The 14,163-nt window shown below is 58.0% G+C and carries 14 protein-coding genes; 4 read left to right on the forward strand and 10 right to left on the reverse strand.

Annotated elements, in window-relative coordinates; genetic code table 11:
* Window positions 1–65 precede the first annotated feature (65 nt).
* From ACZZ0G_RS23455 to cynS, 3 genes are all read right to left on the reverse strand, one after another.
* Entirely contained in the window at window positions 66–725 is a 660-nt protein-coding gene (locus ACZZ0G_RS23455) for a carbonic anhydrase (RefSeq protein ID WP_463557706.1), read from the reverse strand.
* 12 nt (window positions 726–737) lie between these two features.
* Entirely contained in the window at window positions 738–974 is a 237-nt protein-coding gene (locus tag ACZZ0G_RS23460; RefSeq protein WP_463557707.1) for a DUF2790 domain-containing protein, read from the reverse strand.
* 81 nt (window positions 975–1,055) lie between these two features.
* Entirely contained in the window at window positions 1,056–1,523 is a 468-nt protein-coding gene (cynS, locus tag ACZZ0G_RS23465; protein ID WP_016982959.1) for a cyanase, read from the reverse strand.
* A gap of 121 nt (window positions 1,524–1,644) precedes the next feature.
* On the opposite strand from cynS, the gene cynR reads away from it, so the two are divergent.
* Complete coding sequence (gene cynR / locus ACZZ0G_RS23470) at window positions 1,645–2,532, forward strand: transcriptional regulator CynR (RefSeq protein ID WP_463557708.1); 888 nt, start codon at window positions 1,645–1,647, stop codon at window positions 2,530–2,532.
* Window positions 2,533–2,777: 245 nt separating this feature from the next.
* Here the strand turns inward: cynR and ACZZ0G_RS23475 are convergent, their stop codons facing one another.
* From ACZZ0G_RS23475 to ACZZ0G_RS23490, 4 genes are all read right to left on the reverse strand, one after another.
* Entirely contained in the window at window positions 2,778–3,107 is a 330-nt protein-coding gene (locus ACZZ0G_RS23475) for a hypothetical protein (protein WP_160057327.1), read from the reverse strand.
* Window positions 3,108–3,282: 175 nt separating this feature from the next.
* Entirely contained in the window at window positions 3,283–3,492 is a 210-nt protein-coding gene (locus tag ACZZ0G_RS23480) for a hypothetical protein (RefSeq protein ID WP_463396762.1), read from the reverse strand.
* Between the two features lie 125 nt (window positions 3,493–3,617).
* Window positions 3,618–4,121, reverse strand: coding sequence for a GNAT family N-acetyltransferase (locus tag ACZZ0G_RS23485; protein ID WP_463557709.1), 504 nt, complete (start codon window positions 4,119–4,121; stop codon window positions 3,618–3,620).
* A 48-nt stretch (window positions 4,122–4,169) separates the two neighbouring features.
* Complete coding sequence (locus tag ACZZ0G_RS23490) at window positions 4,170–6,116, reverse strand: DNA topoisomerase III (RefSeq protein WP_463557710.1); 1,947 nt, start codon at window positions 6,114–6,116, stop codon at window positions 4,170–4,172.
* Between the two features lie 278 nt (window positions 6,117–6,394).
* On the opposite strand from ACZZ0G_RS23490, the gene ACZZ0G_RS23495 reads away from it, so the two are divergent.
* Window positions 6,395–7,801 (forward strand): serralysin family metalloprotease, encoded by a 1,407-nt coding sequence (locus tag ACZZ0G_RS23495; protein ID WP_463557711.1) that lies wholly within the window; start codon window positions 6,395–6,397, stop codon window positions 7,799–7,801.
* 290 nt (window positions 7,802–8,091) lie between these two features.
* The gene (locus ACZZ0G_RS23500; RefSeq protein ID WP_463557712.1) at window positions 8,092–8,460 is read left to right on the forward strand and encodes a DUF427 domain-containing protein; all 369 of its coding nucleotides are present in this window, start codon (window positions 8,092–8,094) and stop codon (window positions 8,458–8,460) included.
* A gap of 53 nt (window positions 8,461–8,513) precedes the next feature.
* Here the strand turns inward: ACZZ0G_RS23500 and ACZZ0G_RS23505 are convergent, their stop codons facing one another.
* Both ACZZ0G_RS23505 and ACZZ0G_RS23510 read right to left on the reverse strand, forming a co-directional pair.
* Window positions 8,514–10,136, reverse strand: coding sequence for an MFS transporter (locus tag ACZZ0G_RS23505; RefSeq protein WP_095047447.1), 1,623 nt, complete (start codon window positions 10,134–10,136; stop codon window positions 8,514–8,516).
* Between the two features lie 170 nt (window positions 10,137–10,306).
* Window positions 10,307–11,953, reverse strand: a complete 1,647-nt coding sequence (locus ACZZ0G_RS23510; RefSeq protein ID WP_463557713.1) for a GMC family oxidoreductase — start codon at window positions 11,951–11,953, stop codon at window positions 10,307–10,309.
* 133 nt (window positions 11,954–12,086) lie between these two features.
* Here ACZZ0G_RS23510 and ACZZ0G_RS23515 point away from each other — a divergent pair, with 133 nt between their 5' ends.
* The gene (locus tag ACZZ0G_RS23515) at window positions 12,087–12,974 is read left to right on the forward strand and encodes a LysR family transcriptional regulator (protein WP_463557714.1); all 888 of its coding nucleotides are present in this window, start codon (window positions 12,087–12,089) and stop codon (window positions 12,972–12,974) included.
* A 74-nt stretch (window positions 12,975–13,048) separates the two neighbouring features.
* Here ACZZ0G_RS23515 and ACZZ0G_RS23520 read toward each other — a convergent pair whose 3' ends face one another.
* Window positions 13,049–13,831, reverse strand: coding sequence for an HNH endonuclease (locus ACZZ0G_RS23520; protein ID WP_463557715.1), 783 nt, complete (start codon window positions 13,829–13,831; stop codon window positions 13,049–13,051).
* Window positions 13,832–14,163: the final 332 nt, after the last annotated feature.

Below are 14,163 nucleotides of genomic sequence, written 5' to 3' on the forward strand. Positions count from 1 at the left end.
CGCGTCACTGGACGCAGAGCGTCCCCGGAGGCATTCCCACGCAGAGCGTGGGAACGATCAGTTGCTCAGGCCGCGTGGGTGGTTTGTGCATGGATCGCGCAAGTCGCCGGTTGCTCGGCCAGCGGCACAAACGTGCGGCGGTCCGAAGACAGCGCATCGATCGAGCCGGTCTCGATGTCATACACCCAGCCATGCAGGTTCAGCAGGCCTTTCTCCTGGGCCAGACGCACGCTCGGGTGGGTCTGAATATTCGCCAGTTGCGCGATCACGTTCTCGCGCACCATCGAGCTCAACTTCGCCGCGTCATTGGCGTGCGGCCGCGCCTCGTTAACCACTTTCGCCGACTCGGCATGCTGCAGCCAGCCACTGACGGCGGGCAGGTGATCCATGCATTTACACTGGGCGATCGCGGTCATGGCGCCGCAGTCCGAATGTCCGCAGATCACAATGTCAGTCACCCCGAGCACCGCCACCGCGTATTCCACCGTCGCCGAAACCCCGCCCGGATGCGGACTGTAGGACGGCACGATATTGCCGGCGTTGCGGATCACGAACAGCTCGCCGGGCTCTTGTTGGGTCAGCAGTTCCGGTACGACGCGGCTGTCGGAACAGGTGATGAACAAGGTGCCGGGTTGTTGCGTGGTCGCCAGCTGTTTGAACAGTTCGGTGCGTTGCGGAAACGCTTCGTTCTGGAATTTCAGGAAGCCATCAATCAGGTTTTTCATGGTGTTGTCCTCTCAGTTCGAGCAACCGCTGCCGAATTCGCTGTATTGAAGAATGTGTTTGCCGCCGTGGCTGTCCAGATACGTCATCTCCACCGGCACCACGCCACACACATCGGCAACCGGGGTAATGCTCAGCACTTGGGCGATATCCAGTGGCATGCCGTAGCGGTAGGCGACGGCCTCGTCAGCGGCAGATGCCTGGGCGCAAAAGCCGCCGAGCAGGGCCAGAATCAACAGAATTTTTTGCATGGGGCAGCCTCCAGATGTGTTTGGTGACGGGTAGCCATTTGAGGTGGGTTGGCCCGCACGCAGGGTGCGGGCCGGTGCGAATCAGAACGGACGCAGGGGCAGGAACTTGCCGTCGAGGGTGACCACAGCGCGGGAGCCGCCTTCCGGGTCTTCGACTTTCTTGATGTCGAGTTTGAAGTTGATCGCGCTGATGATGCCGTCGCCGAACTGTTCGTGAACCAGCGCTTTGAGGGTGGTGCCGTAGATCTGGATCATCTCGTGGAAGCGGTAGATGGTCGGGTCGGTCGGCACGCCGCTGAGGCTGCCACGCAGCGGGATGATCTGCATTGCAGCGACGTCTTCAGCGCTCAGCTCAAGCTTGTCACCGACCACTTGGGCGGCGTTTTCCGGCAGCGGGTGCTGGCCGAGCAGGGCGGCGGTGACGTATGCCAGGCTCAGGCCAGTGCCGTCGGCGAGGTCCTGCCACGACAGATCTTTGCGAGCCTTGGCGTCGAGAACGCGAGTGGTCAGGGCCAGGCTGGTGTCGTTGTAGGCGTGGGACTGTTGCATGGTGTCACTCCTTTCAGGGGTTGGCTTGCTGTGTGGGATTGATCTTCTGCCGATTCATCCATAGCGTCCAAGACCGATATACAATGCTTGGCATAAGCCCAGCCTATAGATGGTGCTTCCCATGCTGCTGCGACATTTGCGTTACCTGCTGGCCGTTGCCGATCACGGCGGCTTCACCCGTGCTGCCGAGGCATTGCATGTTTCACAGCCAACCTTGTCGCAGCAGATTCGCCAACTGGAGGAAACCCTCGGGGTGAACCTGTTTGATCGCACTTCGCGTACGGTCAAACCGACGGATGCCGGCGTGGCCTACATCGAATGTGCGCGGCGGGTGCTAGTGGAGCTGGAGGCGGGGAAGCGCGCACTGCATGACGTGAAGGATTTGTCTCGCGGGACATTGCGTCTGGCGATGACGCCAACGTTCATGGCGTATCTGGTCGGGCCGTTGGTGCGCGACTTTGCCGCGCGCTATCCGGGGATTCATTTGCAGATTTTCGAGTTGTCGATGGACGACATCGAGGCGGGGCTGGCGGATGACTCGCTGGATATTGCGATTGCGTTTACGCCGGTGCGCAGTGCTGATATCGAGTGCATTCCGGCGTTTACCGAAACGCTGGGGATCATGGTCGGGCGTGAGCATCCGCTGTATGACAACCGCTCGTTACTGACGCCGGGGGATATTGCTTCGCTGGACTTTGCCTTGTTGGCGCCTGACTTCATTACGCGGTTATCGGTGGACGAGTATTTCCGGCAGCACGGGATTGCGCCGCAAGTACGGATCGAGGTGAATTCGGTGAGTACGTTGCTGGAAGTGGTGCGTCATTCGCCGCTGGCGACGATGTTGCCGCAGGCGATTGCGACGGAGGATCGGGCGTTGCGCCGGTTGCGCGTGGAGAGCGAGGCGCCGCAGCGTGGGGCGGCGTTGTTGCGGCGGCGCAATAATTATCACAGCGCGGCGGCGGTGGCGTTTGTGGAGTTGGTGTTGGACATGGGAAGCCCCTCACCCTAACCCTCCCGAAACGTCGGACCGCCCAGAGGGAGAAGGGACTGACCGAGGTGTTTGTGCGATTTACGCCGACCTGAAAGTTTTGAGTCGAACTAAAATTTTGAGCGCGCCGCAAATCGGCTCCCTCTCCCTCGGGAGAGGGCTGGGGTGAGGGGCTACAACTCCAGTCACACCAAATCAATGCAAGCGAACAAAAAAAGGCCTGCTTCCGTTAAGGAAGCAGGCCTTTCAATTATGTAATGACTAACTCAGCAGAACCGATCAATCACCCGAACTTCATTGTTGTTCTGCATCGAACCCCACGCCTGTTTCAGCGTTTGCAGGACATTACCGATGAAGTCCTTGTCGGCCGCGGCTTTCTTGCCAACATAACCGTGGCCGCGGCGGTACATCTTCAGGCGGGCCAGCAGGTTCTGATGGTTGCGGTCGAACTCGTCTTCGTCAGCATGGGTCGCCAGGCAGTCGATATGCACCTGACCCGACTTGCTGATCCAGAGAATATGGCTGTCGTGGCTGTCTTTCTGCGCAGCGAACATACGAGCCAGTTCTTCGATAGTAGGTTGATTGTTCAGATTCATGATATTGCCCCTTGACCAGTCTGGTGATCTTTCAAAGTTGATTCGCTAATACAGGTAGCCCATCGGTTAGTTGATCCCTGGCACCGAAACCAGGACGTCAGCGCTCGCCCGTGGAAAGTACGGGGTCGTGCATCTGTTGCATGTAGTCGTGTTGAATAACTGCTACGCAATAGCGTCACAACGAGGAGAAGCAGCGAAAACCGGGAGGCTCCTTGACGACATTTACCGTGTCGACCACAAGCGTCTTGAGAATTTTCGCCAGCGCTTCTCGTCCTTGTACTGGACGTTCAGGCCAGGTCAGCTTCTTCAATCTGCCTTGTGGGCAGCGTGTATCCGGAAAAAACAACTCGGCGGTCAGACGAGTTTGCTCAAGCGTGTTACTCATGTTCCCGATCGGGGAACGTCTTCATCATGCAAAAGCAAAACGACGCCGTCAACGGTTTTGTAGTGATTATTTTTGAGCACTACATATTGTCGGACAAAGCTGTTTTGGAATGAGAAAGAATCCGTTCAGGCAACGGAAAAAGGCGTGCGCAGCACGTAGAAGGTGCATGGGTAACCGTCTACTTCGCGCTGCAGGCGGGTGAAATCGCCGGCGGTTAATGCAGGGATCAGCCTGGCCCAGAAGCGCTGGGCCGGCAGGTTGGCGTCGATATGGAAAATCTGCCATTGACCGGGGATCTGGCTCAAGAGGGCAGAGACGACAAACTGCGCGACGCCTTGGCCACGAAAGCGTCGCGCAATGAAGAAGTAGCCGATGTTGTGTTCGGCGCCGGGGATATGGATTTCGTTATCGACGGTTACGAAACCGGCGAGTTCGCCATCGACCTGGATCAGGAACGGTCGAGTGGCCGGATGGCGCCAGTAGTCGGTTTTCGGCCGGATGGAGAAGAAACCATGCTGAGCGAGCTTCAGCGGCAGCCATTCGCTGAAGTCGTACATGTAGAACTGCATGAGGTTTTCGATGATCTCCAGCTCATCGCGCCGGGCTGGGTGCAGTTCGATATTGGCCATGCGCCGGGTTCCTGAAAGTGGTGAGCCTTGCAGAAACAGTAGCGGGTTTTATTTGGCAGCTGGTTTCGGCGTGCGTTTGGTTGTGCCTGTGGTTTTGCTGCGGGTCGATGATTTGCGTTTCTTCTTCCACGGGGCCGCGGCTTTGCCGGCCGGCGGCGGGCCGCTGATGGTCAGGCTGAGGCTGGAGCAGCGCGTTACTTGCTTGCTCATCCACGCCGCTTGTTTGGTGACGAACTCTTCAAGACTCATTTCGCCGCTCTGCACCATGTCCAGCGCCTGCTCCCAGATCGCTGTGGTGCCGGGGTCGGCAATCGCCCGTGGTACCGCGTCGATCAGGCTGAACGCCGCCGGTGTGGCGGCGAGTGCCTTGCCGTTTTTCACCAGATAACCACGGTCAATCAAGCCCTGAATGATCGAGGCGCGGGTGGCTTCGGTGCCGATCCCGGTGGTGTCCTTGAGTTTCTGTTTGAGCAGCGGATCTTCCACCAGTTTGGCGACGTTCTTCATCGCCTTGATCAGATCGCCCTCGGTGTAGGGTTTGGGCGGTTGCGTCCACAGATCCTTGAGCTTCACTGCGGCGATGGCGCATTCGACCCCCTGGCTCAGCGCCGGCAAGGTTTGCGGCGCGGGTGCTTCGCGGCCCTTGGCCGGCGCCAGAGCCTCGGGCAATGCGCGTTTCCAGCCCGGTTCAATGATCTGCTTGCCGACCGCGCGCAACGCTTCACCGGCGCAATCGAAATCGGCCTGGGTGCGATCGTATTCATGATTGGGCAGGAACTGCGCCAGATAGCGCGCGCGGATCAGCGTGTAGACCGCACGGTGTTTGCCGCTCAGGCGTTCCAGGTTCTTCGCTGCGGCGGTGGGGATGATGCCGTGGTGAGCGCTGACCTTGGCGTCGTTCCACGCGCGGGATTTGCGTTGCGGCTCGAGAAACCCGTTGAGCGCCTCAAGGCCCGGATCGGCCTGACGCAACGCCGCGAGAATCCCCGGAGCCTCACTGTGCTGGCTCAGCGGCAGATAACCGCAATCACTACGCGGGTAGGTGATGACTTTGTAGGTTTCGTAGAGTGCCTGGGCGATGTCGAGGGTTTCCTGCGCGCCGAGGCCGAGTTTCTTCGAGCAGACTTCCTGCAAGGTGCCGAGATCGAAGGGCAGGGGCGCCACTTCACGCATGCGCTCGGTTTTCAGCTTGACCGCCCGGGCACTGGCAGCGCCGTTGATCGCAGCCGCTGCCTGCTGGGCCAGCGCCTGATTGAGGCAGCGATCCTGATCGTCACAGACATCCGACGGCGCCCGCCACTGCGCGGTAAACGGCATGCCGTTGTGCAGCAGATCGACATCGATCGCCCAGAACGGCACCGGCACGAAATCGGCAATGCTGCGATCACGATCGACCACCAGCCGCAAGGTCGGCGTCTGCACCCGGCCGACCGGCAACACGCCTTGATAGCCCGATTGTCGACCGAGCAGTGTGAACAGCCGGCTCATGTTCATGCCGATCAGCCAGTCCGCCCGCGAGCGGCCCAGAGCCGAGTGATACAGGCTGAAGGTTTCGGCCCCCGGTTTCAGCGCGGCCAGGGCTTTGCGGATCGAGGCTTCGTCCAGCGCCGACAGCCACAAACGGCGGATCGGCCCGCGATAACGGCAGTGCTCGACCAGTTCCCGGGCGATCATCTCGCCCTCACGGTCGGCGTCGGTGGCGATGATCAGTTCGCTGGCTTCTCCCAGCAGGCGTTTGACCGCTTTGTACTGGCTGGCCGTGCGCGGTTTGACGGTCATTTTCCACTTGTCCGGGATGATCGGCAGATCGGCCAGCACCCAGCGCTTGTAACGGGCGTCGTAGGCGTCCGGCGGCGCGGTTTCGAGCAAGTGGCCGATGCACCAGGTCACCGTGACGTCCGTTCCCAGCCAGCAACCGTCGCCCCGACGCTTGGCGCCGAGCACGGCCGCAATGTCTTTGGCCTGGGAGGGTTTTTCACAGAGGTACAGCCGCATAACCACCATCGTCGATCAAGGTCTGAACAGGTGCACAGAATGGCCGGACTTGGCGTCAGGGGCAACTTTTATCTGTATGGATATACAGATAAAAAGCATTGCAGCAGGTGACGGGCAATACAGGGACGCGGGCAGGGCTATCGAGAAATTGATTAGCGCCCGGTTGGCGCGTGTGTCAGGTTTTTCGCCGATTCAAAACACGCGAGTGACAGGACGATCTCGCCAGAAGATCGCCGTGGTCTGTCGACACTGACTACTCAGAAACAAGGAAGTCCATCATGGCTCAAGCCAAATCGAAAACCAGCAGTGCCTTCGACGAAATCAATACGTTCAGCCACCTGTATGACCGTGGCGTCGGGCTGGTCAACGGCAAACCGTCGTTCACCGCTGAACAGGCTGCGGATGAAATCCTGCGCAAAAACCTGTCCTGGGGCGACAAGAACGCTGACGGCAAGATCGATCTCAGTTACACATTCCTGACCGAAAAGCCGGCGAACTACAACGTCAAACTGGGCAACTTCAGCGAGTTCAGCGCCCAGCAAAAAGCCCAGGCCGTGCTGGCCATGCAATCCTGGGCCGATGTCGCCAATGTCACGTTCAGTGAAGGCAAGGGCGGCGATGGTCACATGACCTTCGGCAACTACGACGTCAGCACCGGCGGCGCAGCGTTCGCTTATCTGCCGAGCGGCGGCAGCTATGACGGCCAGTCGTGGTATCTGATCAACGATCAATATCAGGTCAACAAAACCCCGGACACCAACAACTACGGGCGTCAGACCCTGACCCACGAAATCGGCCACACCCTCGGCCTGTCGCACCCGGGCGCGTACAACGCCGGTAATGGCAACCCGACCTATAACGACGCCAAATACGCCGAAGACACCCGTGGCTACAGCCTGATGAGCTACTGGAGCGAAGCCAACACCGACCAGAACTTCAGCAAGGACGGCAGCGGCGCGTACGCTTCGGCGCCATTGCTCGACGATATCGTCGCGGTGCAGAAACTGTATGGCGCCAACTACGCGACCCGCGCCGATGACACCACCTATGGTTTCAACTCCAACGCCGAACGCGATTTCTACAGCGCCTCTTCGGCGTCCTCCAAAGTGGTGTTCTCGGTGTGGGATGGCGGCGGTAATGACACGCTGGACTTCTCCGGCTTTAGCCAGAACCAGAAGATCAACCTCAATGAAGGCTCGTTCTCCGATGTTGGCGGTCTGGTCGGTAACGTGTCCATCGCGCATGGCGTGACCGTGGAAAACGCCATCGGCGGTTCGGGCAATGACCTGTTGATTGGCAACGCCGCTGCCAACGATCTGTTCGGCGGTGCCGGTAATGACATCATTTACGGTGGTGGCGGTGGCGATACCTTGTGGGGTGGTGCCGGTGCAGACACTTTTGTGTTCGGTGCGGCCAGTGATTCGACCATGACCGCGCCGGACTGGATCATGGATTTCACCAGCGGTCTGGACAAAATTGATCTGTCCGGGATTGCCGGGTTCGCCACGGGCGGGGCGTCGCTGAACTTCGTCAGCGGCTTCACCGGGCATGCGGGTGATGCGATTCTGACCTACTTCGCGCAGACCAATCAGACCAGTTTGATGGTTGACCTGACGGGGCAGGGGGCGGTGGATTTTGCTGTGGGCGTGGTGGGGCAGGCGGTGGCGACTGATATTGTTGCGTGATGCCTGAAGAGCGGCCCTCACCCTAACCCTCTCCCAGAGGTAGAGGGGACTGATTGGGGGATGCTGGAGAAATACATCGACCTGATAGCGCGATGCCGAATCCATAATCGACACCGCACGTTCAGGTCGATGTAGAACGAAAGACACCACCGTAGGCTCCCTCTCCCTCCGGGAGAGGGCTGGGGTGAGGGGCTTTTGAAGTTGATGGGCCGTTCGGCTGTAAACCCAACCCGACCAGAACCAATGCGCTATACCTGAACCGGTCTCTTCGCCGTATTCAGGAGAACCCCATGAAAAGCTCCGGCCCCAGTCCCGTCATTGCGCTCGAACAACTTCCCGGCTGCCTGATAGTGAAATTCCACGGCATCCAAGTCGCCGCGTCCTCTCACGTATTGATCCTCAACGAAGCCAACTACCCGCCGGTCTATTACGTCCCTCGCGAAGACATCGACGAAAAGTACTTTGCCCGCACCGACCACACCAGTTATTGCCCGTATAAGGGCGACGCTAACTACTTCAGTCTGCAAGTGCCGGGGCATGAGGGCGCGAACGCGGTGTGGACTTACGAAAATCCGAAAGTGTCAGTGGCGCCGATCCGCGACTACGTGGCGTTTTATCCGGATCAGGTGAAGTTCGAGGTGATCAAGGCTGATGCCTGAGCAAAAAAAACGGCGAGGGTAAAAGCCCTCGCCGATATTTGTCTGGTTGAGTTTCAGTTCTTGTCGAGATCGATATTCTTCGTCTCACGCAAACAGATCATCCCCACCACCAGGCTCACCCCGGTAATCAGCACCGGATACCACAGCCCATAAAAGATGTCCCCGGTGTACACCACCAGCGCAAACGACACCGTCGGCAGGAACCCGCCAAACCAGCCGTTGCCGATGTGGTAAGGCAGCGACATCGAGGTGTAGCGAATGCGCGTCGGGAACAGTTCGACCATCAGCGCTGCCAGCGGGCCGTAGCACATGGCCGAGATGATGATCAGCGCCACGATCAGGGCGACGATCATCGGTTTGTTGATCTGCTGCAGATCGGCCTGTTGCGGGTAGCCGGCCAGAGTGATCGCGCCGCGCAGGGCGGCTTCATCGAAGCCATCGAGTTTGACGTCACCGACGCTCACCTGCACGGCGCTGCCCGCCGGGGCGGCGGCGCTGGAGTAGGGCAGGCCCTGCTTGACCAGGAAGGTTTTGACCTTGTCGCACGGGCTGTCGAATTTGGCTTTGCCCACTGGGTCGAACTGGAAGGTGCAGGTCGCCGGATCCGCCAGCACGGTGATTGGCGCCTGACGGCTGGCCTGATCGATCGCCGGGTTTGCGTAATGCGCGAGGGATTTGAAGATCGGGAAGTACAGCGCCGTGGCCAGCAGCAAGCCGAGCATCAGCACCGGTTTACGTCCGACCTTGTCCGACAGCCAGCCGAAAAAGATGAAGAACGGCGCGCCGATGACCACGCTGATAATCAGCAAGGTGTTGGCCACCGCCGGGTCCATTTTCAGGAATTGGGTGAGGAAGAACAGCACGTAGAACTGCGCCGCATAGAAGGTCACCGCTTGCCCGGCGTTGATGCTGAACAGGGCGATCAACACGACTTTGAGGTTCTCCCATTTACCGAAGGATTCGCGGATCGGCGCCTTCGAGGTTTTGCCTTCCTCTTTCATTTTCAGGTACGCCGGCGACTCGTGCAGGCTCAGGCGAATCCAGGTGGAAATGCCCAGCAGCACGATCGACAGCAGGAACGGAATGCGCCAGCCCCAGACTTCAAACTGGTCGCCGGTGAAGTAACGGCAGCCGAGCACCACCAGCAGCGATAGCAGCAGGCCGAGGGTCGCGGTCGACTGAATCCAGCTGGTGTGGAAACCGCGTTTGCCGATTGGCGCGTGCTCGGCGACGTAAGTTGCCGCGCCGCCGTACTCGCCGCCGAGCGCCAAGCCCTGAAGCATGCGCAGCACCACCAGAATAATCGGCGCGGCGATGCCGATGCTGGCGTAGGTTGGCAGCAGACCGACGCAGAACGTCGCCACGCCCATCAGAATGATCGTCGCGAGAAAGGTATATTTGCGCCCGATCATGTCCCCCAACCGACCGAACACCAGCGCCCCGAACGGCCGCACGATAAAGCCTGCGGCGAAAGCCATCAGCGCAAAGATGAACGCCGTAGTGTCGTTGACCCCGGCGAAAAACTGCTTGCTGATCACTGCCGCGAGGGCGCCGTAGAGGAAGAAGTCATACCACTCGAACACCGTCCCCAGTGATGAAGCGAAGATGACTTTGCGTGTATCCGGGCTGGTCTCGGCGCTGCGCACGGCGTCCAGCGGCTGAACGTGTTCTGACATATCGGTATCCCTCACAGTGATTGTTTTTGTTGTTCCACTGGTGTTGCGTGTCCGGGTGATGCCTTGGATTAAACGCGGTCCCTTGTAGGAGCTGCCGCAGGCTGCGATCTTTTGATCTTGCTTTTGATGTGGAAAGTGCAAAGTCAAAAGATCGCAGCCTTCGGCAGCTCCTACAGGGTTTGGGCCAGCTCCAATTTCGGGGTGCTGCTCCTGGTGTTGGGGGTGAGGATCAGTTGAGCAGCCTTTTCCGCAATCATCAGCGTAGGCGAACAGGTGTTGCCCGAGGTGATGCGCGGCATGATCGACGCGTCGGCGATGCGCAAACCGGGCACGCCGTGGACGCGCAGCTGTGCATCGACCACTGCGTCACCGTCATTGCCCATGCGGCAAGTACCGACCGGGTGGAAAATCGTCGTGCCGATCTTCGCCGCCGCTTCCTGCAATTGTTCTTCACTTTGCAGACTGGCGCCGGGCAGGTATTCCACCGGTTTGAACGCGCGCAGGGCAGGGGCGCTGACGATGCGGCGGGTCAGGCGAATCGCATCCGCCGCGATGCGCAGATCCTCGGGATGACTGAGATAGTTGGGCTGAATCAGCGGCGCTTCCTGTGGATCCGCCGAACGAATGTCGATCCGCCCACGACTCTGCGGACGCAGATCGCAAACTGAGGCGGTGAAGGCAGGGAAGCTGTGCAACGGTTCGCCAAAACGCTCCAGCGACAATGGCTGCACGTGGTACTCAAGATTCGCCGAGGTCTGCTCCGGCCCCGAACGCGCAAACGCGCCCAACTGACTCGGCGCCATCGACAGCGGCCCGCTACGGTCATACAGATAACGCAGGCCCATGCCCATCTTGCCCCACACGCTGCCGGCGATCTGGTTCAGCGTGCGCGCATTTTCCAGTTGGTAGATCAGGCGCAATTGCAGGTGATCCTGCAGGTTGCCGCCGACGCCTGGCAACTCATGAATCACGCCGATGCCCAAGCGTTCGAGCAACGGCCGAGGACCAATCCCGGAGCGCTGCAAAATACCCGGCGAGCCGACAGCACCGGCACACAAGATGATTTCTTTGCGCGCCTTGAACTGTTTGCTCTGACCTTCATGCCGTGCACTGACTTTCGAGGCGCGACCGTCTTCGAGCAGAACCCGATCCACCTCAACCCCGGTCAGCACCGTCAGATTCGCCCGGTCACGCACCGGTTTCAAAAAAGCCTTCGCCGCGTTCCAGCGCACACCGGATTTCTGATTGACCTGGAAGTAGCCGCAACCTTCGTTGTCGCCCTGATTGAAGTCATCGATGCTGGCGATGCCGCTCTGTTCGGCAGCACTGCGAAAGGCATCCAGAATCGGCCACGACAGCCGCTGCTGTTCAACCCGCCATTCACCTTTGGCGCCGTGAAATTCAGCATCCCCGGCAAAGTGGTTTTCGCTTTGTTTGAACAGCGGCAGCACATCGTTCCACGCCCAGCCCGGATTGCCCTCGGCCGCCCAGCCGTCGTAGTCGTTGGCCTGGCCGCGCATGTAGATCATGCCGTTGATGGAAGAACAGCCGCCCAACACTTTACCGCGCGGATAACTCAGCGCGCGGCCGTTGAGGCCCGGTTGTTCTTCAGTCTTGAAGCACCAGTCGGTGCGCGGGTTACCGATGCAGAACAGGTAACCGACAGGAATGTGAATCCACGCATAGTTGTCGCGCCCGCCGGCTTCGAGCAGCAGCACGCGCTGCTGCGCATCAGCTGACAGCCGATTGGCCAGCAAACACCCGGCAGGGCCGGCGCCGACCACGATGTAGTCGTATTCATCGAGGGAAGTCTGCATTCCCTGACCTCGCTTTTTGTTTTTATTGTCGGACACTCTAGTTGTTAGCTTTCGTTAAAAGAATGTTAGTTTTTACGCAGCCGCTGTGCGTTTTCAAACAGCCTGCATAGACCATAGCCGACAAGGACACGCCATGTTCGACTGGAACGACCTGCGGTTTTTTCTCGAACTGCAACGAAGCGGCCGCCTGCTCACCGCCGCCCGCCGTCTCAACACCACCCACGCCACCGTCGCCCGCCATATCGAAGCCATCGAAAAAAGCCTCGGCACCGCGCTGTTCGTCCAGCACGCGCAAGGCTACGAAATGACCCCGGCAGGGGAGGCGCTGCTTAAACATGCTGAAGCGATGGAAAACGTTGCGTTGTTGGCGCAAGAAGAAATCACTCAATCCACCGCGCCACTGGGCAAAATTCGTGTCGGCGTCACCGAAGGGCTGGGCATCAAGTTTCTCGCCAGCCGGATGATCGGCTTGTTCGAGCGTTATCCGGGGCTGGAAGTGGAACTGGTCGCCGTGCCGCGCTTCGTCAGCATCCTCAACCGCGAGGCAGAAATCAGCATTCATCTGGAGCGTCCGGCGGCAGACATGCTGGTGACGCGCAAACTCACGGACTATCGCTTGGCGTTGTACGCCAGCCAACGCTATCTCGATAAAGCCCCGCCACTGCACAGCCGCGAAGACCTTGGGCGGCATGCGTGGATCGGTTATGTCGATGATTTGCTGTTCAGCCAGGAACTGATGTTTCTCAACAGCTTTTGTCGCAGCCCTCGGGTTGTGTTTCACAGCACCAGCGTCATCGCCCAGCAGGAAGCCGCGCGGTCGGGATTGGGCATTGCGGTGTTGCCTTGCTACATGGCCGAGTCGGATCCCGATCTGGTGCCGTTGCTGCCGGATGAAAGCATCGAGCGCAGTTACTGGATCAGCACGCGGCGCGAGTTGCACAAGTCGGTGCGGCTGCGGGTGGTCTGGGATTATGTGGTGGGGTTGTGTGAGGCGGAGCAGACGATTTTACTAAATTTATAATGAGAACTATTTGATCGCAATCGCTTTAATGAGTGCGATCAAATAGCGCATTTGACTAAAGTAGGCTGTAAAAGTCAGTGGCTATTTATAAAGCTTCGCGCTAGATGATTGAATTTCGCTAGCCCGGCTGAAACTTCAATAGCATAGCTGGTGTTTTCTGTTTGTTGGTCTGGTGTTGCAATAAACTCTCTAGGTGTAAAGCGCATTATGTCTGGCGGATTGTCGACAAAATTGTGCCAGTATTTTTTTTGAAGGCTGATTTTTATACTCACTAAGCTTTCTATTATTTCATCCTGTCGGAAGCAGTAGGTGGAGTCTACTGAACGAAGCGGATGTCGATGGCCCCAAGAGTGAAGGGGGATAAATCCATTACTACCGATAAGAATCAGAGTGAAAGCTTCGTTGGGTATTTCCCAGCCGTTGGTGAAACTCCAAAGCAGATTAACGAGTGGTGATATTTTTTTGTTGAAGTTATCAACAATTTCCCACTCGGCCCTTCGATCAAAATTCCCTGTTATGAATGGCTTGCCAATCCCGAGTTGCGCCAGCTTTATCGCCTCGCATTTCCATTCGATCAGTCTTTCAGCTGTATAGGTGTGCAAAAGTTGTTTATTGTCTGCTTCTCTGTGGCAATTAGCACAAAGTGCAATGCCGTTTTCAAAAGTGTCATAGTTTGCTAACCACGTATGTCTAGGGCCGTTAGTTGCTTCGGAGATAATGTGTGCCCCCTCACCGATGATTAGCAATTTTCCCGGTTCGATCGGAGCCGCAAGTTTGTTTTGGCAACCACTTTTCATGCAGATGCATCCTGCCGCCATAAATAGTTGTCTTCGAATTTCCAGTGGAAAGCCTGCCATCTAAAACTCCAGAATTTTCTCGCAAACCAGATGCTGCTGGTTAAGTTGACAGATTTATAAAGATTATTTCAAGTGAACAGTTTTGGTTGTTTTTCTTTTTTTGGGGGGTGGAGATTGTTAGTAAATGCCGCACCTCTTGGCCGAAAGCAGATTATTATATTTCCACACAATTGTAGATCCGTAGTTCAGTACTCCATAGATTCTGAAATGCCTCAGTCGCACATGGAGCATTGCTTCAGATTTCGGATCTTGCCGGAGGAGAAATAGCTGGTATAGCTCCTTCTAAACCTAGATAGACTTTACTGGAAGTTCGTCAGCACTGACCAGCAGAT

Source organism: Pseudomonas sp. AC169 (genome assembly GCF_979258515.1).